The 18,185-nt window shown below is 38.6% G+C and carries 16 protein-coding genes and 1 other annotated feature; of the genes, 3 read left to right on the forward strand and 13 right to left on the reverse strand.

The window, feature by feature from the left end:
* Window positions 1–9 precede the first annotated feature (9 nt).
* Together dat and NST93_RS09255 are read left to right on the forward strand one after the other, a co-directional pair.
* On the forward strand, window positions 10–906 hold the full coding sequence (gene dat / locus NST93_RS09250) for a D-amino-acid transaminase (protein WP_405103397.1): 897 nt from the start codon (window positions 10–12) through the stop codon (window positions 904–906).
* A gap of 167 nt (window positions 907–1,073) precedes the next feature.
* On the forward strand, window positions 1,074–3,077 hold the full coding sequence (locus NST93_RS09255; RefSeq protein ID WP_405103399.1) for a S9 family peptidase: 2,004 nt from the start codon (window positions 1,074–1,076) through the stop codon (window positions 3,075–3,077).
* A gap of 50 nt (window positions 3,078–3,127) precedes the next feature.
* Here NST93_RS09255 and NST93_RS09260 read toward each other — a convergent pair whose 3' ends face one another.
* The 12 genes from NST93_RS09260 to NST93_RS09315 all read right to left on the reverse strand — a co-directional run bounded on the left by NST93_RS09260 (window position 3,128) and on the right by NST93_RS09315 (window position 16,201).
* Window positions 3,128–4,321 carry an aspartate aminotransferase family protein gene (locus NST93_RS09260; RefSeq protein WP_405103401.1) on the reverse strand — a complete coding sequence of 398 codons (1,194 nt, stop codon included), beginning with the start codon at window positions 4,319–4,321 and terminating at the stop codon, window positions 3,128–3,130.
* On the reverse strand, window positions 4,314–5,144 hold the full coding sequence (gene argB, locus NST93_RS09265; protein ID WP_405103403.1) for an acetylglutamate kinase: 831 nt from the start codon (window positions 5,142–5,144) through the stop codon (window positions 4,314–4,316). The genes NST93_RS09260 and argB overlap by 8 nt, the downstream gene beginning before the upstream one ends.
* A complete protein-coding gene (gene argJ / locus NST93_RS09270; RefSeq protein ID WP_405103405.1) occupies window positions 5,125–6,351 on the reverse strand; it encodes a bifunctional glutamate N-acetyltransferase/amino-acid acetyltransferase ArgJ in 1,227 nt (408 codons plus the stop codon). Before argJ ends, argB begins: the two co-directional genes overlap by 20 nt.
* 13 nt (window positions 6,352–6,364) lie before the next feature.
* The gene (gene argC / locus NST93_RS09275) at window positions 6,365–7,405 is read right to left on the reverse strand and encodes an N-acetyl-gamma-glutamyl-phosphate reductase (protein WP_405103407.1); all 1,041 of its coding nucleotides are present in this window, start codon (window positions 7,403–7,405) and stop codon (window positions 6,365–6,367) included.
* A gap of 714 nt (window positions 7,406–8,119) precedes the next feature.
* Window positions 8,120–9,079, reverse strand: a complete 960-nt coding sequence (locus tag NST93_RS09280) for an alpha/beta hydrolase (RefSeq protein WP_405103409.1) — start codon at window positions 9,077–9,079, stop codon at window positions 8,120–8,122.
* A gap of 135 nt (window positions 9,080–9,214) precedes the next feature.
* Window positions 9,215–10,330 carry an ABC transporter permease gene (locus tag NST93_RS09285; RefSeq protein ID WP_405103411.1) on the reverse strand — a complete coding sequence of 372 codons (1,116 nt, stop codon included), beginning with the start codon at window positions 10,328–10,330 and terminating at the stop codon, window positions 9,215–9,217.
* Window positions 10,327–11,592 (reverse strand): ABC transporter permease, encoded by a 1,266-nt coding sequence (locus NST93_RS09290; protein WP_405103413.1) that lies wholly within the window; start codon window positions 11,590–11,592, stop codon window positions 10,327–10,329. Before NST93_RS09290 ends, NST93_RS09285 begins: the two co-directional genes overlap by 4 nt.
* Window positions 11,593–11,604: 12 nt before the next feature.
* On the reverse strand, window positions 11,605–12,537 hold the full coding sequence (locus NST93_RS09295; protein WP_405103415.1) for an ABC transporter ATP-binding protein: 933 nt from the start codon (window positions 12,535–12,537) through the stop codon (window positions 11,605–11,607).
* A 152-nt stretch (window positions 12,538–12,689) separates the two neighbouring features.
* Window positions 12,690–13,499, reverse strand: coding sequence for a cytochrome c oxidase assembly protein (locus NST93_RS09300; protein WP_405103417.1), 810 nt, complete (start codon window positions 13,497–13,499; stop codon window positions 12,690–12,692).
* Between the two features lie 92 nt (window positions 13,500–13,591).
* The gene (locus tag NST93_RS09305; RefSeq protein ID WP_405103419.1) at window positions 13,592–14,233 is read right to left on the reverse strand and encodes a response regulator; all 642 of its coding nucleotides are present in this window, start codon (window positions 14,231–14,233) and stop codon (window positions 13,592–13,594) included.
* A gap of 1 nt (window position 14,234) precedes the next feature.
* Window positions 14,235–15,320: a sensor histidine kinase gene (locus NST93_RS09310; protein WP_405103421.1), complete on the reverse strand. Its 1,086-nt coding sequence runs from the start codon at window positions 15,318–15,320 to the stop codon at window positions 14,235–14,237.
* Window positions 15,321–15,343: 23 nt separating this feature from the next.
* The gene (locus tag NST93_RS09315; RefSeq protein ID WP_405103423.1) at window positions 15,344–16,201 is read right to left on the reverse strand and encodes an S-adenosyl-l-methionine hydroxide adenosyltransferase family protein; all 858 of its coding nucleotides are present in this window, start codon (window positions 16,199–16,201) and stop codon (window positions 15,344–15,346) included.
* A gap of 75 nt (window positions 16,202–16,276) precedes the next feature.
* Window positions 16,277–16,529, reverse strand: a binding site (T-box leader).
* Between the two features lie 109 nt (window positions 16,530–16,638).
* Here NST93_RS09315 and NST93_RS09320 point away from each other — a divergent pair.
* Window positions 16,639–17,736, forward strand: a complete 1,098-nt coding sequence (locus NST93_RS09320; protein WP_405103425.1) for an SDR family oxidoreductase — start codon at window positions 16,639–16,641, stop codon at window positions 17,734–17,736.
* Between the two features lie 18 nt (window positions 17,737–17,754).
* Here the strand turns inward: NST93_RS09320 and NST93_RS09325 are convergent, their stop codons facing one another.
* Window positions 17,755–18,177, reverse strand: coding sequence for a hypothetical protein (locus NST93_RS09325; protein WP_405103427.1), 423 nt, complete (start codon window positions 18,175–18,177; stop codon window positions 17,755–17,757).
* Window positions 18,178–18,185 lie beyond the last annotated feature (8 nt).

Genomic DNA, 18,185 nt, shown 5'->3' on the forward strand with positions numbered 1-18,185 from the left:
GTTGGTGGAATGTCTGTATATCCAATTGTTTTAACGCAAGGTACATTTAAACACCGGGACAGTCTGAATTTTCCATTTGAAGAACGCGGACTTCAGTTCGGTGATGGTGTATATGAAGTTATTCGAGTTTATCAGGGGAAATATTATCTTTTCAACGAACATATTGATCGGCTGTATCGTTCTCTTGAAGAAATTAAAATTGCAATCCCATATACAAAAGAGGATTTTGCAGAACTGCTTTTGGAACTGCTAAAGAAAAATGATATGGATACGGATGGAAAAGTGTATTTGCAGGTGACTCGCGGTTCTGCACCAAGAGATCATTACTTCCCGGAAAATGTCGATGCAAATATTTATGCATATGCTGAACCGGCTGCACGAAATATCGAAATGATGAAAACGGGTGTCCACACGATAACACTTCCTGATATACGCTGGAGCTATTGCCATATTAAAAGTCTGAACCTCTTGCCAAATGTTATGGCAAAGCAGGAAGCAAAGATTAATGGCTCATTTGAAGCAATTCAGCATAAAGATGGACTTGTTACGGAATGCAGTTCATCGAATGTTTACCTAGTTAAAAACGGAAAGATTTATACACATCCAAAGACAAATGGTATTCTGCATGGATGTGTACGCATTGCAGTGGAAAAATTTGCAGCTGGGTTGAATATTCCATTCATTGAGGAAGCATTCAGAGTAGATGATATCGCTGGTGCAGATGAGATGTTTTTAACAAGCTCTACGACAGAAATAACACCAATTATAAAAGTAGACCAAGATGTTATTCATGATGGAAAACCTGGCCAAATTACACGCAAGCTGCAGGCTGCCTATGCAGCAGATGCTAATATCGCACAATTTTCAGAGGATGTCCCTGTTTTAACATCAAAATCAAATGAATAAACGAGACACAGTCATACTTGAATAGGTTTGACTGTGTTTTTTATTTTCCCAATTGATTCGACATTCGAAGTAGTTTAAAATGAAGTTAGAAAATTTGCAATCAGCTAATCATTATGGCAGTTTAATTTTTTTACTGCCTGCTAAAGAATCTAAGGAGGAACTATTTAATGAACAATCACAAACGAGCAATCGCTGCAGATGATTTCACCAAACTTGAGGTCGTCAGTGCACCACAGTTTATACCAGATGGAGAGGCTTATACATTCGTTACTACGGCAATTAACGACAAAAAAGAATATGAATCGAATCTATTTCTTCATCATTTAGCCGAAGAGAAGCCTGTAAAATGGACCTTTGGCCATGATAAGAACAGCAATATCTCCTTCTCGCCTGATGGAGAAAAGCTAGTCTTTCAATCTAATCGAAGTGGTCTTCCACAATTATGGATGTTGAATGCTAGTGGCGGTGAAGCAAAACAGATTACCACTTTTAAGAATGGTGCATTTAATCCACATTGGTCACCAGATGGCAGGTTCATTATTTTTAGCGCTTCATTAGATTCGGACGATGAAATAACATCTCAAAAGGAGTTATCCAAAGAAGAAAAACTAGAGCTGGAAGCTGAAAAACAAAAACAGCCACTTGTTGTTACAACATTAAAGTACAAATCTGATGCACAAGGATTCCATGACGAAAAGAAAACCCAAGTTATTCTTTATGATGTAGCAGGCGAAGACTTTACTCAGCTCACCAAAGGGAATGCCCATCATTACTTCCAAGATATCTCACCAGATGGAAAACAGCTCCTCTTTACAGCAAATTTAAATGAAGATGCGGACTATGAGCTAATTAATGATATTTTTATATTAGATACTTCCACAAAGGAATTTAAAAAGGTAAATAAAACAGATGGAGCATACTACAGTGCAGCATTCTCACCCAGCGGCAACAAGATTGTATCGATAGGCCATGAATATGAATATGCAGGCGCAACATTAAATGAATTATATATTTTCGACCTTAAGACGGAGGAACGTCATTGCCTAAGTGCAGAATGGGATTTACAGATAGGCGACTTATTGGCAGGTGATATGCGACTTGGAGCTTCCAACACCGAACCGGTTTGGTCGGAAGATGAAGCAAAAATTTTCTTTATCGCAACAGAGCATGGGGCCACGGGTCTGTATCAGGTTGATTTGGAAAGCAATCTGGAAGTGCTCTATAAAGAAAACAATCATGTATTTGGCTTCACCTATAATAAAACAAAGGATGCGTTTATTCTCGGCATAAGCTCGCCAACACTTCCAGGTGACTTTTACTATTTGGAACGTGAAACAAAATTGAAAAAACTAACGAATACGAATGCAGCTTTCCTGGGAGAAGTTCATCTGGAAGAGCCTGAAGAGCTAGAAGTAACTGCAGCGGACGGCTGGAAAATTCAAGGCTGGTTATTGAAACCTTATGGATTTAAAGAAGGTAAAAAATATCCTTTTGTCTTTGAAATACATGGTGGTCCACATGTTAGCTATGGACAAACCTTTTTCCACGAAATGCAGCTGCTTGCTGCAAAAGGGTATGTTGTGCTTTATACCAATCCACGCGGCAGTGATGGATATGGTCAGGAATTCGTCGATGCATGCCGCTCAGACTATGGAGGATCAGACTATACCGATTTAATGTCTGCAGTAGACCATGCTTTAGAGAATTATAGTTTCATAGACGAAGACCGCCTTGGAGTAACTGGGGGGAGCTATGGCGGATTCATGACAAACTGGATTGTCAGTCACACAAACCGTTTTAAAGCAGCGGTCACACAACGTTCTATTTCAAATTGGCTGAGTTTTTACGGCGTAAGTGATATCGGTTACTTCTTCACGAAATGGGAACTAGGTCACAATTTACTCGAAGACCCGAAAAAGCTTTGGGAGTTCTCCCCATTAAAATATGCCGAAAATGTGGAAACACCATTGCTGATTCTTCATGGGGAACGCGACTTCCGCTGTCCGATTGAACAAGGGGAACAGCTATTCATTGCATTAAAGCATTTACGAAAAGAAGTGGAATTTGTTCGCTTTCCTGGGGCTAATCACGAATTAAGCAGAAGCGGCAATCCAAATATGCGGATTGCAAGACTTGATCAGATTTGCCGTTGGTTCGAAACATATTTATAAGAAAAAGAGCAGCATGGAGATATTTCCCTGCTGCTGTTTATTTTTTAGTTTTAATTTTTCTTTTCCTCTAACACTTCTTGAAAAGCAGCAATAAATTCCGCTGCTTCTTTCTCTGAAGTTGTCAAAGGCGGCAAAATCCGCAGCACTTTCTCGCCTGCTGACAGTACGAGTACATCTCTTTCTCTTAAGGCAGTAATATATTCTGCTGCACCATTTTTCATTTCTAGCCCAAGTAGGAGGCCTATTCCTTTTATCTCTTCGATTACAGGGTATTCTTGCTGTAAATCATACAGCTTATTCAGAATGAAGTGTTCTACCTTTTTTACATGCTCTAAAATATTTCCTTCAAGAATGGCATTTACTGTTGCATAACCTGCCGTCGATGCAAGCGGATTTCCGCCAAATGTACTTCCATGCGTGCCAGGTGTAAATGCAGCTGCTGCTTTTTCCTTGGCAAGCAATGCTCCAATCGGGAATCCCCCACCAAGCCCTTTCGCAAGCGTGATAACATCAGGCTCAAAATCAAACTGCTCGTAGGCGAATAGTGACCCTGTTCTGCCAATCCCTGTCTGAACCTCATCAAGCATTAGCAGGATATCCTTTTCCTTGCACAGTGCAGCTAATTTCTTGACCCAGTCCACTTTAGCGACATTCACGCCGCCTTCTCCTTGAACAAGCTCAAGAAGCACTGCAGTCGTTTTGCCATTATCGATTTGCTCTAACGCGGCTTCATCATTAAATGACAAGTAGCGGAAGCCAGAGGTCACGGGTGTGAAACCCTGATGAATTTTTTCCTGGGCAGTCGCTGCAAGCGTTGTTCCGGTCCTTCCATGGAAGGACCGCTTAAATGTCACAATCTCTGTTCGTTCTTCATTCCCTTGACCTTTCGCATACTTTTTAGCGAGCTTTATCGCTGCTTCATTTGCCTCTGCCCCACTGTTACAGAAAAAAGCTCCATCGAAAATACTGTTTTCTGCAAGAATATTCGCCAGTTTTTCTTGTATCGGAATATGATAGAGATTCGAGCAATGCCAAAGCGTATGAAGCTGTTCTTCTAATGCAGCTTGCACTTTATCCGGAACATGGCCAAGACTGCAAGTGGCAATACCTGACGTGTAATCCAAATACTTCTTTCCTTTGTCATCCCAAACATAACTGCCTTTTCCTTTAACCAAAGTAATTGGAAAACGCCCATATGTGTTCATCACTGGGGAATGTTCGTCTGTTTTTATTGTATTAAGCATGCTGCACCTCACTTATTACGATTTTTGTCCCAACCTCTTTACCGTCAATATAAGCTTGTATATCACTTGGAGTTAAACCATTTAGAATAACTGACTCCTCTACTCCTCCCGCTAATGCCTTTAATGCGGAGCGCACCTTTGGAATCATTCCGCCGTAAATGATGCCTGAGCTAATTTTCTCTTCAATTTCCGCTTTAGTCAGCTTCGGAAGCAATACTTTTTTTCCGGATATTTCCTCAAGAACACCTGGAATATCACTAATTAATAACAATTTAGCATTTAATGCTTCAGCAACAGCTGCAGCGGCTGTATCCCCATTCACATTATAATGCTGTCCTGCATCATTCATCCCAATTGGGGAAATGACTGGAATACCGCCATTTTCAATGATTATCTTCAGCCAATTCGGATTTACCTCTTTCACTTCACCAACAAAGCCTAGCTTTCCCGCAGGATCTGCTGGCTGTACTTGCAGAAGTGTCCCATCTACACCACTTAAGCCTAAAGCCGTTCCCCCGCTCTGATGAATATGTGTAACAATTTCTTTATTAATATTTCCGCTTAAAACAAGTTCAACTACTTCAAGTACTTCCTTCGATGTCACCCGTAAACCATTAACAAATTCGGTCTTTACATTCATTTGATTTAATGCCTGATTGATTTCTGGACCGCCGCCATGGACGATTACTGGATGAATCTGACCTGATTTCTTTATTTTTACAACCGTCTCATAAAAAGCCTTGGGGAGCTTTTGCAAAATACTTCCACCAACTTTTAAAACGACAATTTCCAATTGATTCACCTCACGTTCTATAGGAAGCATTTATCTTCACATAATCATAGGTTAAATCGCAGCCCCATGCTGTCGCTTCTCCTTCACCACTTTGTAAATGCACATGGATTGTAACGATATCCTTTTCTAAATATGCTGTGCCTGCATTTTCACTGAAATCAAGTGGCAATCCATTCTCCACAACTGGGATACCTCCAAGGGCAATCGAAACTTTATCAACATCTATTGGCTGATCACTATAGCCTACAGCACAGACAATCCTTCCCCAGTTTGGGTCCGCCCCATATACGGCAGCTTTTACTAAATTAGAGGAAATGACTGTTTTGGCAATTTCGCCAGCTGCCAGTTCTGATGAAGCACCTGTTACTTTTACTTCTATAAGTTTTGTTGCTCCTTCCCCATCTTTTGCAATCTTTTTTGCCAATTCCTGGCTGACATAACTTAAACCTTCTTCAAATAGGGACCAGTCCGGATGATTCTCATTTAAAATATTGTTTTCTTGTGTTCCATTTGCTAAAACCAGTACCATATCATTTGTACTGCAATCCCCATCAACAGTAATCATGTTGAAGGATTTGTCAGTCGTTTGGCGTAACGCTTTTTCCAGGCTTGCTTGTTCTACTGCTGCATCTGTTGTTATAAAAGAAAGCATTGTTGCCATATTTGGTGCAATCATTCCAGATCCTTTTGCTGCTCCAGCAATCGTAATTTTCTTTCCGTCAATTTCCAGCTCTGCGGCTGCATGCTTTGTTACTGTATCTGTTGTTAATATCGCTGACTCAAAACGTGCGGCTGACAGATTTTCTTCAGCTGTCATTGCCTCGATTCCTTTGTAAAGCTTATCCATCGGCAGCTGCACACCAATCACTCCTGTAGATGCAACAGCAACATGATCAATTTCTACACCTTTTTTCTTTCCAGCTAATGCTTGAATTTCAAGTGCGTTCTCATAGCCTTGAGGTCCTGTTACTGCATTTGCATTTCCAGAGTTTACTACGATTGTCTGGATTTTCCCTGTTTTTTTCAGGCTATCCTTTGTCACTTTAAGTGGTGCGGCTTTAAAGGCATTCAATGTATACACGCCAGCTGCAGTCGCAGGAACTTCAGAATGAATCCATCCAAAATCAAGCTTTGTTTTGCGAAGTCCAGTATGCACTCCACCAGCTTCAAAGCCTTTTGGAGTTGTTATATCGCCTTCCTTTAAAATTTTTATTTGTTTCTCCTTTGTCAATGTCATTCCAGAAAACCTCCTATGGATAAATCGGAACAATGTTTAATCCTAAGTCTTCGTTCCAGCCATTCATAATATTCGCATTTTGAATCGCCTGACCAGCAGCTCCTTTTACCAGATTATCAATCGCAGAAACTATAATTAATTGGCCGTTTCTTTGGTCAGCATATAATCCAATATCACAAAAATTACTGCCTTGAACTGCCTTTGTTACCGGATACTTACCTTCCGGCAATATACGAATAAAGTTCTTTTGTTTGTAATACGCTTGATATAAATCAATCAGTTTTTTAGTATTGAGCTCTTGTTTCATCGTTGCATACATCGTACAAATTAAACCTCGTGTCACTGGGATAAGATGTGTCGTGAATGCCGCTGTCACCTTCTCATTGATTGCTTGTGACAGATAGTGTTCAATTTCGGGAATATGCTGATGCTTCCCGATTTTATATGGTGTAATATTATCATTCGTTTCTGAAAAGTGAGTAGCTGCAGTTGGGGTTCTTCCCGCTCCAGACACGCCTGTTTTCCCATCAATTACAATACCTTTGGGTTCAATTATCCCTGATTCAATTGCAGGCAGAAGCCCCAATAATGCAGAGGTTGGAAAACAGCCAGGATTAGAGATGATTTTCGCTTTCTCGATATCCGCTTTATAAATTTCTGATAACCCATAAACTGCCTGATTCAATGATTTCTGTGGGGCAGCTGTTTTTCCGTACCATTCCTCGTATTCCGTCTGTACGGGCAGCCTGAAGTCTCCTGACAAATCAATCACTTGGAGACTCGTATTCTGTAATTCTGGAATAATATCTTTAGCAACACCAGCAGGGGTTGCTAAAAATATAATGTCAGCTTCATCTTTTAAACTTCCAATATCCAAGTCTTCAAGCTGTATAATTGGAAGATTCAACAGATGCGGATAGATAGATGAAAGGGATTCACCACTTTGTGAATGACTGATAACTTTCGTCACTTCAAGGTGTGGATGTGTATGCAGCAATCGAATTAATTCAATTGCTCCATAGCCCGTTCCACCGATAATTGCTACTTTCTTCACTTTAAACAGCTCGCTTTCTGTAATTAATTATTCATCATTATAGATAACAATGTATAAATATGCAATAGAATTTATAAAAATAAATTATTAAAAATTATGTTCAGAACAATAAACAATGTTAAGAAACCTTATATTGCAATACTAAGAAGCTTTGATAAGTTCTATAATTTAAGTAGAATCCTAACCCCTTTAATTCAGAATAATGTTTGTTTTGCTCTTTACTTCTCCAATGTAGGTCCGCATTCCAAATGCCCCTCGCTTTCCGCAGGCGGCTGGTAAGCTCCCTTCGTGCTGCGCACGCAGTGATCTTACCGATGCCTTTCCTCCTGCAGGAGTCTCTGGGCATTTGGAATGCTCCCAGAAAAAATAGGGATTTATCTCATTGAATGATGTCAGAAGATATGCACGTTAATTATTCTAATATTGTTTTTGGGCTACACACTGTCATAATTTCAGAGGTAATCCAACAAGTTTTTTATTTTTATTTTGTTACTTCAATAAGGGCACTAAATAATATTTTGGTGTGACCCCCAAAAGTTGGAGTTTTTAAGCTGCAAGTTGGCTGGTATGAATTCGGTATTGAACGGGACTCATACCATCCAGCTTTTTCTATCTGTTTTTGATTAAAGTAATCCTGCATATGTATTTATACGAAAGTCAGGTAACGTAAAATACCCAGATCATCTCTTGGTGATCTGGGTATTTTTAAATGCTCTATTCAAGATATTGATCAAAAAACTGGTTCATTGCTGCAATATATCCTTCTCGGTCAAGGACAATTGATTCGCCATGGTTTGCTCCTGGGACGATAAGCATTTCGCTGTCTGTTTGGGTGTTTTCATACAATTCTTTAGTCATTGCGGTTGGTACAAATGTATCATTGCCGCCATGTATATATAAAATCGGGATTTCTGCCTTTTTGACTTGCTCCAATGCTGATGCCTCTTTCAGATCATAACCAGCCATAAGATTTGTAACCATTCCGATTGTTGGGATAATCGGGAAGCTTGGGAGATGAAACATCCGATCCAGCTGATACTCAAATAATTCATGTACACTGGAATAAGGACTGTCAGCTACCACGAGCTTTACATTATCAGGTAGTTCTTCACCAGCTGTCATTAAAACCGTTGCTGCTCCCATCGAAACACCATGCAGGATAATTTCTGCATCCTCACCAAGTTCCTCAATAATCCGGTCAATCCAGCCTACATAATCGAGACGGTCATGCCAGCCAAAGCCAATATAATCACCTTCACTTAAGCCATGTCCCCGGCTGTCTGCAGTAAACATATTATAACCAAGTTCTTCATAATAATATTGTCCAAACAAAGCCATATCCGTTGCACGTCCAAGGTATCCATGCGCAAAAACCACCGTCTTATCTGTCGGCTCCTCTGCTTCCAGGAAATAACCCTGTAATGTATTCCCATCAAACGCTTGCTGCTCCCAATATTCAAAGCTCTGATTGCTGACCCATTCCCGCCAGTCACCTTTTGTAAACTCATTCATCGCTTCCGCCGAAACCTCTAAATCTGCATTGCCTGTCAAAAAATCTTTTGTGTTTCTTTCAATTGCCAGTTTATAAAAGAAAAAACCAGCACCAATATCTATAAGTACAAGGATAATCAATATCCCGCCAACAATTTTCCACCAACGTTTTTTTCTTTTCAATCCCTAACTCCTCTCAGCCTCTATTAATCTATTATATAAAAAATTAAAGGCATCTGCCAGAACACTTTGGCAAATACCTTTATTTGTCATATCTTATTCAAAAAGGGATAGCAGACTGATTCCTGCTGTCCTGCTTTACACATGCCTTCTTTCCATCAGATGAATGCCTACCCCCATAAAAGCGACTCCCATTAAGCATAAAATGCTGATTGGCATGAGAAGCTGATCCAATGGAAGATTGTAAATCACAAGCCCATTTAATGCTTCCATTCCATAAGTTAACGGGTTGATTTTTGATAAAGCTAGTAAAAATTCTGAACTCACAATTTCAATCGGCCAGAAAGCTCCGCCAATCATTGCCATACTTACAGCTAGAATGGGCAATGCTGCATTGAATTGCTGTGTATTTTTCACAATTGCTGCAAGGAAAATTGCTAGTGATACAATCGCAAATGCATATGGAATAAAGATAAGTAAAATCCCTAATAACTTACCATTGAAATCCACCCCAACAAGATAACGGAATACAAGAAATATAATTAGAATCTGTAAATAACCTTCAAAAAAACTATAAATTAAATTCGCTACATACATTTCCCACTTTTTCATTGGTGAAAGAATCATTCGATCCCACACACCATTCTTTTTGTCAATAAGAATTGGCATAACATTATAGCAGATTGTATAAATGACAAAAAACAAAGTAAAACCAAATAATGAATGTAAGCGATTATCAAAGACAAATGTTTCCGAGCCATGGAAGCTTTGATTTCCCACTTCAAAAACAGGTGCTGCTTTTGCTTCTTTCAGTTCTTCACGCAATGCTGTTTGTTCTGCTTCAGTTGCTGCCCCAGATAGCGCAAGTAAATTTTCTTCCTGGATTTTTTCTGAATAAATCTTTGCTACAGTTTGTTTGATCAAGTCAACATTCGCTGACTCCATTCCAATAATTAATTCAAAACCATCCGTATCAAGTATTACACCTGCCTCTGCATTCCCTCGACGAATCGTTTCTTCCAGATCTTCTTTGTCCATCCATTTAAAATGATAAACATCATTTTCAGCAAGCAGCTCACCAATAGCGTCTTCCTTTAAGACTTCATCCCCATATACTGGTACGGTAATTCTTTCAGCCACATGATTAGAACCGCCAATAATTAGTGCAAATAGAATAGACATGCCTGTAAACATTCCAAAAACCCATGGGTTTCGGATAAAGCTTGAAAATCTTGCTAGTAATATTCCCCTCATGCCGCTGCACCTCTTTTCGGAAACGTTAGAACACCAATCAGAATTGCCAAAACAGCAAAGCAGCAAATAAAAGTAAGATGATTTGCATTGTCCATAATTGATTCTCCACGGATGATACTTAGATATGCTGACATTGCAGCACCATTAGGTGTTAAATCTCCTATCCTTTGCATAAGGGGAGATCCTTCTCCTATTGGAAAGAAGCTGCCGCCAAGAAAAGAAAAAATCGTAATAATGATACTGGAAAAGAAATTAGTAATTTGCTCTGAATTTATGCTATAGCTGATTGCCGTCAGAAATACAGTTAACCCGCCAACAGCAAGTGCAAAAAAGAAAGTAATAATAATGAAGGCTGTTAAATCGGGCCAGCTTATGCCAAATACAATATAAGCAAAAATAAAAACAAGAATGGATTGAATGAACGCAAAGGTCACCCCTGTCAGCAATGTACTGATGAAATATACCCACCTTGAGATATCCGCAAGAATTATCCGGTCAAAAATATGTGCCTGCTTTTCACTAAATGCCATTGTTGCGATTGTTGTTGACATGAAGAGCACATTCATTACGACCATTCCAATCGTGTAATAAGCTTTTGAGCTTACTGGATTATGCTGGTTAATCGCAGATATTTCTTGCTTAAAATCAGCTGCAAGTGTCATGAGTTGCTCCGAATCTATACCTTTTTTTCCTAAAAAAATTCCCATCGTGTATTCTTCCTGGTAGGCAGTGATAATTTGTTCCATGATATTTCCAGCGATTTCTGCTCCAGAGTTATGATAGATTTTTAATTCTGGACTGCTTCCTTGTTCAAGTAAAAGCTGATTCAGCACTTCATAAGTAAACCCTTTTGGGATTTCAACAATCGCTGCATAGGAATCATCCTTAACAAGTTCAGGCAGCTTTTCATGACTCACTTTTTCAAGCTGAATCATTTCTTTTAATTCCTCACTTTGCAAAACGTCGATTAAGTTTGCGGCAGGCCGAATCGAAGCAGCAGCAACCTCTATTTCCTGGAGTGCATCCTCAGGTAATTCCGCCTGATGAAGTTCAGTTAAAAACCTTTCTACCTGCTCTGATTCAGATTCATTTTCAATAACAGCTAGTTTAAATTCAAGATCCACTGCTTCACCGTTCATAAAGCTGCCCAGTGCAGTGCCAAGAATGGATATTAAAACCATCGGTAATCCGATAAGCAAAATAAGCTGAACAGGGTTACGCAATAAAATCAATGCTTGCTTTTTAATCATTTGCAAAATCATTTCTGAGTCCCCCTAATCCCTTAAGGCTCTTCCGGTTAAGTGAAGAAATACATCTTCAAGCGTCACTATTTTTACATCCACTGCAGTTAAAGTAATATGTGTTTTTTCTGCGAGCTTTGCAAGCTCAGAAAAAATGCTTACTTCGCGTGAAACCACTAAAGTAATTTCATGGTCTTCCACTCTCATTTGATGAATAACAGGATTTTTCTCCAATTTATCAATAAATTCATGCGTCCAGTGATCGGCCTTAAGAGTGATTGTATTTTCTGAAGAAAGGATTTGTTTAATTTCATTCTTTGTACCTGATGCAATTAAATTTCCTTTGTCCATAATATAAATTCGATCACATAAAAATTCGACTTCTTCCATATAATGACTCGTATATAGCACCGTCATTTGCCGTTCCTGATTTAGTCGTTTTACCGTTTGTAAAATATAATTACGTGATTGGGGGTCAATTCCTACTGTCGGCTCATCCATCACAAGAATCTCTGGATCATGAAGCATCGCAACCCCAATATTCAGCCGTCTTTTCATTCCACCAGAGAAAGTTTTAACAATGTCCTTCCTGCGATTACTTAATCCAATTTGTTCTAGAACCTCTGTAACCTTCTTCTCCAGCTTTTTACCTTTCAAGCGATAGATTCTTCCAAAAAATTTCATATTTTCTTCTGCTGATAAATCTTCATATAGTGCAATTTCCTGTGGTACAATGCCAATTATCTTCCGCAGTTCTTGTGGATCCTTTATAATACTTTTATGCTGAAAATTCACCTCACCGCTCGTCGGTTCTGCAAGTGATGAAAGAATTGATATTGCTGTTGATTTCCCTGCTCCATTCGGACCGAGCAGACCAACTATTTCACCTTTTTGTATATACATATTCATATTTTTTACTGCTTCCGTCTTTTTGAACCTTTTCGTTATATCGATTAGTTCAAGCATGTAACCACCTCCTTCCTTTAGTTTAAGAGGATTTGAACAAAATTGGAACTGTCTCTGGTCACTTTCTACACATGACCTCCGTCACCTTTTTCATAAATAAAAACACCACCTTCAAAATAGAAAGTGGTGCAAGAGTTTGTACGAAAGGTAAATTATTTCCTGTGCCTTAGCCCTATAAGAGCTGAAGCAATAAATATAATGCTCTGACTAATAAATAAAAGGATACCGCCATGCACTTGCTCCTGTACTGGGTCAAACGGCAGGAGACTCGCTGCAATCTCAGGCGGTATTCCATCCAGATTAGGAATGCAAGCTTCTAAGGATTGCAGGAATAAGTCAACATCTGAATAAACAAGATATAAACTGCTGTCATAGAAAAACAATACAAGACTGGAAGGAATCAGTAAAAGAATAGTTAAAGCAATATATAAAACGCTTTGTTTCGCTTGTAATTTATTTGCATAGATGATTGGCAGCCATAAGAGAATCGCTGCGATTAATAATGCAAACATAAAGAAATAATTTATATATAAATCCAGTCTGGCAAAATTGAATATTGCTGGGATATGATATATATAAAAGATAGCAAAGAATAGAATAAAACTTAGAATTGGCTGTGTCAGTATGTTTAAGATACGATTTAAAATATTTATTTCCCTTGCTCGTTCAACTATTTCATTTTTAAACCCAAGAATCAGCAATGGTGGTGCTACGAGCAATAAAAGCACAAGCTGAATAATATGGGTACTAAACTTAATCCTGGCAATAACATTTATCGGGCTGCCAAGTGCTGCAAAAACAGCCAGCATTCCGATAACAAATAAAATCTGTTTCCAAATTGGATGTTTCTTTTCTTGTGGCAGCAGTAAAAAATAAATGATTAAAATAAAACCAATAAAAATAAAGATTCCGCCATTCCAAAGTGTAGAAAAATGAAACTCATCTAATATAATCTCCAGCAAGCATACTCACCTTCTTCCGAAAATATGCCTTTATTATATAATACGCCTGCCTTGGATAACCTGGATAGTTCTAACAAAGTCATGACAATAGCTCAGGTTAAATCATGCTTCACTGCATAGATTGCAAGCTGGGTTCGGTCACGCAAGCCAATTTTCTGCAGAATATTTGTAATATGATTCTTTACTGTTCCCACCGATAAATATAACTCACTGGCAATTTCCTTATTCGTCTTCCCTTCACCTACAAGCTTCGTAATAAGTGTCTCTCTATCGGTTAATCCAATACTCGGCACAGGCTTTTCCGCTATTTTGTCTTTTTGTAAAAGTCGCGGCATCACTTTGGCAGCAACCTCATCATGAAGCGTAAGACCGCCCCTCATCGCACTGTGCACAGCTTCGATTAATTTATTCGGGTTCGCTGTTTTTAATAAGAATGCGCTTGCACCTTCTTTTAATGCTTGAAAAGCATATTCATCATCATTAAAAGTTGTAAGAATAAGAACTTTTATCTTTGGGAATTTCTTGCGAATGATTCTTGTTGCCTCAATTCCGTTCATTTTCGGCATACGCACATCCATCATAATTAAATCAAAGGGGTTTTCATTAACCAGCTCTAATGCTTCTGCTCCATTGGCAGCTTCATGAGTGACAGTGATTTTCTCATCCTGTTCGAGAATAACTTTGAGGCCTTGTCTTACTATTTCTTGATCCTCTACTAAAAGTACACGCCACATATTAGACCTCCTCCCGCGGAATCGTCCCAGAAATTACGAATCTATTTTCCGTTTGATGAATGCTTACCCGTCCATTCATTTCTTCTACACGCTTGCGCATATTCTTCAAGCCAAATCCGATTGTAAAAGGCTTAGGATTTTGTAATGGATTCCTTATTTCAAATTGAATGTCACCTATTGCAGATTTCCCCAACGTAATATGAGCATTTCCAGTTTCTCCATGCCGCATAATATTCGTTAATGCTTCCTGAATCACCCGATACAGGACAATACTCATCTGATTCGTCACAGGAATCGAAAGCACACCTTCCTTTAATGTAAATTGTACAAGCAAATGGCTCTCTGCCTCCAGCTTTCGAATCAGGTGAACTACTGCTGAAATCCCTTCACTTTCTGTCGTTTGCAACGTTTTCACTGCTAATCTTGTTTCTTCAAGACTGTCTTTGGCAATTTTTTTGAGATTCTCATATGCATCACTATTCTCTTGGATTGATTTCATTTCTAATTGCATAATTAACGCTGTTAGCTTATGTCCCACAGAATCATGAATATCTCTGGCAATTCTTGTTCTTTCCTGTATACGGGCATTTTCTTCTGCCCTAAAATGAAGTCGTTTCAAAATCCGATATTCTCCCAGCAGTTGTTCATAAATCGTGTATTGCTCTTTTCGTTCACTCTGCATCTGATTTAAAATAACTGCCTGAAAACCAATAAACAAATAAAACAACGCATGTGCGACTGTTAGCAAATCACCATAGTAACTAAATAAAAGGATGAGAAATCCCGCTTCAATAAGCAAGACAATAAGCTTTTTCTTCTCCAGACGGAAACTTGCATCAATTACAAGGAATAAAAGCAGCAAATTTGTATATAAGAACTCTGAAGTAAAATACAAGCCATGGACACCCGTTAAAACCAGTAAGCAACTATATTTCCATAGCAGCCCCTTTTGCATAGTAAGTGAAAAACAGACGCCTAAAGCGGCAGCAAAGAGTAGAATACTGACTGGGATATCTATACTCTCCGTTAAAAGAATAGAAGCCCAAAGCAAGCAAAATGAAATCATACGCAATAAAAAACCTTTCATAATCTGCCCCCACTTTGAAACAATCAGGGCTTAACCCTCTGTCCCATTTTTTCTATTATTATCTTCCAGCTTACACCTGTTCGAATATGATAAGCATCTGCAAAGGATCCTTGGTTAATTGCAACACCTATTTTATCAATAGAATTAACAAATAATAAAGCTTCTCCTAACCGGCGTTCAGCAAAGGAGCGATCAAAAGTAATTAAATTTTTATAGATATTGTTTCCGTTATGCTCAATGGTAACTTCCAGCATATCACCATATTGAATTCCGGCTTCAATAAACAATTCACGATTAATGTTTGTCCAAAGATTACCAAAGCGGATATCGAGGATATCAATATTCCCGTGAATTTTACTTTCTGCATAACTTGCTTTTGGAATCGGCAAATTTATAATTGCTTCGATTTCCAGCTCTGGTCCTACCTCGTGAAAATCAATAATCCCGGCAGCTAGTCTTGCTCCTGTAAATGCGTAAATATCCCGGCCATGAAAAGTGTAAGATTCTCCAGAACGTGGCAGACGATTGACCTTTTCATCGATGGCTCTTACTTCTTTAATGCCAATACTATCCGATAAATGTGTCAGTGTTCCATTATTTGGTGTAACGATGTAATGTCCAGCATTTGTTTTGGCGACAATACTCAACCGGTCTGTCCCAACACCTGGATCGACAACCGAAATAAATACCGTGTCTTCTGGCCAATAAGAAACCGTCTGGTATAGCCGGTAGGATGCTTCCCAAATATTATATTGCGGAATTTCATGTGTTAAATCAGAAATTCTTAGAGCAGGATCCACTGAATATGCAACACCATTCATCGCACTGACCGCCCCATCGCTTAGCCCAAAATCTGTTTGTAATACAATATGTTTATTCATCCCGATCATCTCTCTTTCCTAATAAAAAATGATTTACTTTAAGCAATAAAAAAACCACGCCAATATCGTTAATACGATAAGGACGCGGTTTAAACAACGTGGTACCACCTTACTTTACTGCATGCTCACACATACAGTCTCATCAAGTACATAATTATACTGTGGTATTGATAACGAGTACCAAATCTCGGCGAAAGCTTACTGATTATTCATGTTCAGCCCGCAGCTCAGAGTCCATTTTTCAGATTTCCATTTTGCTTCTTTTCAGCACCAGAAGCTCTCTGTATAAAATATACGAAACCTTACTTTTTCTCATCATTGCTTATTTATTTTCAGTGAATTACTATAATTATATAGAAGATTTTTCACTATTGCAAGAAAATTAAGGTAAAGGGATTTCTGCAAGGGCTTGTAAAAAATAAGGGGGAGTGTTACCTATGAAGCACACACTATTTTTAACCGGCTATCCGGGATTTCTCACAGGCAGTTTGATTCATCAGCTGTCACAGGATCATTATAATAAAATTGAACATATTTATCTGCTCGTCCTTCCGGAGCAAGAACAGAAGGCAAAAAGTGATCTAACCTGCTTTATTAAACAAAATAAACTGCAAACACATTATTTCTCCATACTAACAGGAGATATTACAAAAGAAGACCTTGGAATAGAAAAAACTGCTTTAAGAAAATTAAAAGATACAGTTACCCATGTATTTCATCTGGCAGCAATTTATGATTTAGCTGTGCCACAGGAAATAGCTTTTCAAGTAAATGTTCATGGGACAAAAATGGTGAATGAATGGGTGAAAGAGCTGAAACAGCTGCAGCGCTATATCTACTTTAGTACAGCTTATGTATCAGGGACTAGAGAAGGTATAATTTACGAAACAGAACTCCGTGGCGGACAGTCTTTTAAAAATCATTATGAAGCAACAAAGTATGAAGCAGAATTGCTTGTCGAAGGATTGAAAGAAACCATTCCAACTACAATCATTCGTCCAGGCATTGTAAAGGGGCATTCTAAAACCGGAATAACTTCAAAATTTGATGGAATGTATTTCATGTTAAATTTATTAGATAAGTTAGCTTTTTCTCCTTTTTTGCCTTATTTAGGAGCAGGGAGAGTGGAGGGTAATTTCGTCCCTTCCGATTATGTTATAAAAGCAACAAGCTATCTCAGCTTTGCTGCACACAGTATTGGCAAAACGTATCATTTAACTGATCCCAGCCCTTACCATATGCGTGATTTATATAAAATGCTTGCAGAAGCTTATCTCATGAGAACTCCAAAAGGAGAAGTTCCGCTTGATTTAGTCAGCTTTATAATGCAATCCCACACAACGGAAAAGTTGCTGAAAGTTGAAAGAGAAGCACTTGCTTATTTTACACTTAACGTGTCCTATGACTGCACACAAGCAACCCGTGACTTAGAGGGATCTGGAGTATATTGTCCGGATATGAAAGACACCATTGAACCAATGATTACCTTTTATCGCAAATACAAGCATGATGAAAATAAACATATTGCAATATAAGATAAAAAAGCAGTGGTTTTACGACTCACCACTGCTTTTGCTCGCTTTATCTTTTATTTTTTCTTCTTTTATTTTGTTCGTTTCTTTCTTTGCAAACAGCTTCCGGACTCTTTCCCTTACTTCGGGCATCTTGAACAGCTTGATCATAAGATAAACAGTTAAAAATACCAGCCAAGCAATTAAATAGATATGTATGATAACAACTAATCTTGCCCATGTATTTCCTGTCCGCATTTCCGCAATTATATATTTATAGACTCCGGTATTTTCTTCCCGCTGCACTCCAACGAGCACTGTCATCAGCGGTGCCAGAAGTGAAAATATGAGCGATAATACAGCTCCAGCTTGAAATTTACCTCTAATCCAATACACAGTTCCGCTAATAAATGCGAACAGACAAAGAACGATATATAGCAGAACTGAAGGTGACAAACTTCCCATTTACGTAC

Origin of the sequence: Oceanobacillus sp. FSL H7-0719, from assembly GCF_045040795.1 — a bacterium.
Lineage (GTDB): Bacteria > Bacillota > Bacilli > Bacillales > Amphibacillaceae > Oceanobacillus.

Bases quoted from the DNA above. Each gene is read 5' to 3' on its own strand.
- NST93_RS09325 (WP_405103427.1), bottom strand. From the start codon at position 18,177: ATGGGAAGTTTGTCACCTTCAGTTCTGCTATATATCGTTCTTTGTCTG.
- argJ (WP_405103405.1), bottom strand. From the start codon at position 6,351: ATGACATTGACAAAGGAGAAACAAATAAAAATTTTAAAGGAAGGCGAT.
- dat (WP_405103397.1), top strand. From the start codon at position 10: ATGTCTGTATATCCAATTGTTTTAACGCAAGGTACATTTAAACACCGG.
- NST93_RS09285 (WP_405103411.1), bottom strand. From the start codon at position 10,330: ATGAGGGGAATATTACTAGCAAGATTTTCAAGCTTTATCCGAAACCCA.
- NST93_RS09310 (WP_405103421.1), bottom strand. From the start codon at position 15,320: ATGAAAGGTTTTTTATTGCGTATGATTTCATTTTGCTTGCTTTGGGCT.
- NST93_RS09260 (WP_405103401.1), bottom strand. From the start codon at position 4,321: ATGCTTAATACAATAAAAACAGACGAACATTCCCCAGTGATGAACACA.
- NST93_RS09320 (WP_405103425.1), top strand. From the start codon at position 16,639: ATGAAGCACACACTATTTTTAACCGGCTATCCGGGATTTCTCACAGGC.
- NST93_RS09305 (WP_405103419.1), bottom strand. From the start codon at position 14,233: ATGTGGCGTGTACTTTTAGTAGAGGATCAAGAAATAGTAAGACAAGGC.
- NST93_RS09255 (WP_405103399.1), top strand. From the start codon at position 1,074: ATGAACAATCACAAACGAGCAATCGCTGCAGATGATTTCACCAAACTT.
- argB (WP_405103403.1), bottom strand. From the start codon at position 5,144: ATGCTTCCTATAGAACGTGAGGTGAATCAATTGGAAATTGTCGTTTTA.
- NST93_RS09295 (WP_405103415.1), bottom strand. From the start codon at position 12,537: ATGCTTGAACTAATCGATATAACGAAAAGGTTCAAAAAGACGGAAGCA.
- NST93_RS09290 (WP_405103413.1), bottom strand. From the start codon at position 11,592: ATGATTTTGCAAATGATTAAAAAGCAAGCATTGATTTTATTGCGTAAC.
- NST93_RS09315 (WP_405103423.1), bottom strand. From the start codon at position 16,201: ATGAATAAACATATTGTATTACAAACAGATTTTGGGCTAAGCGATGGG.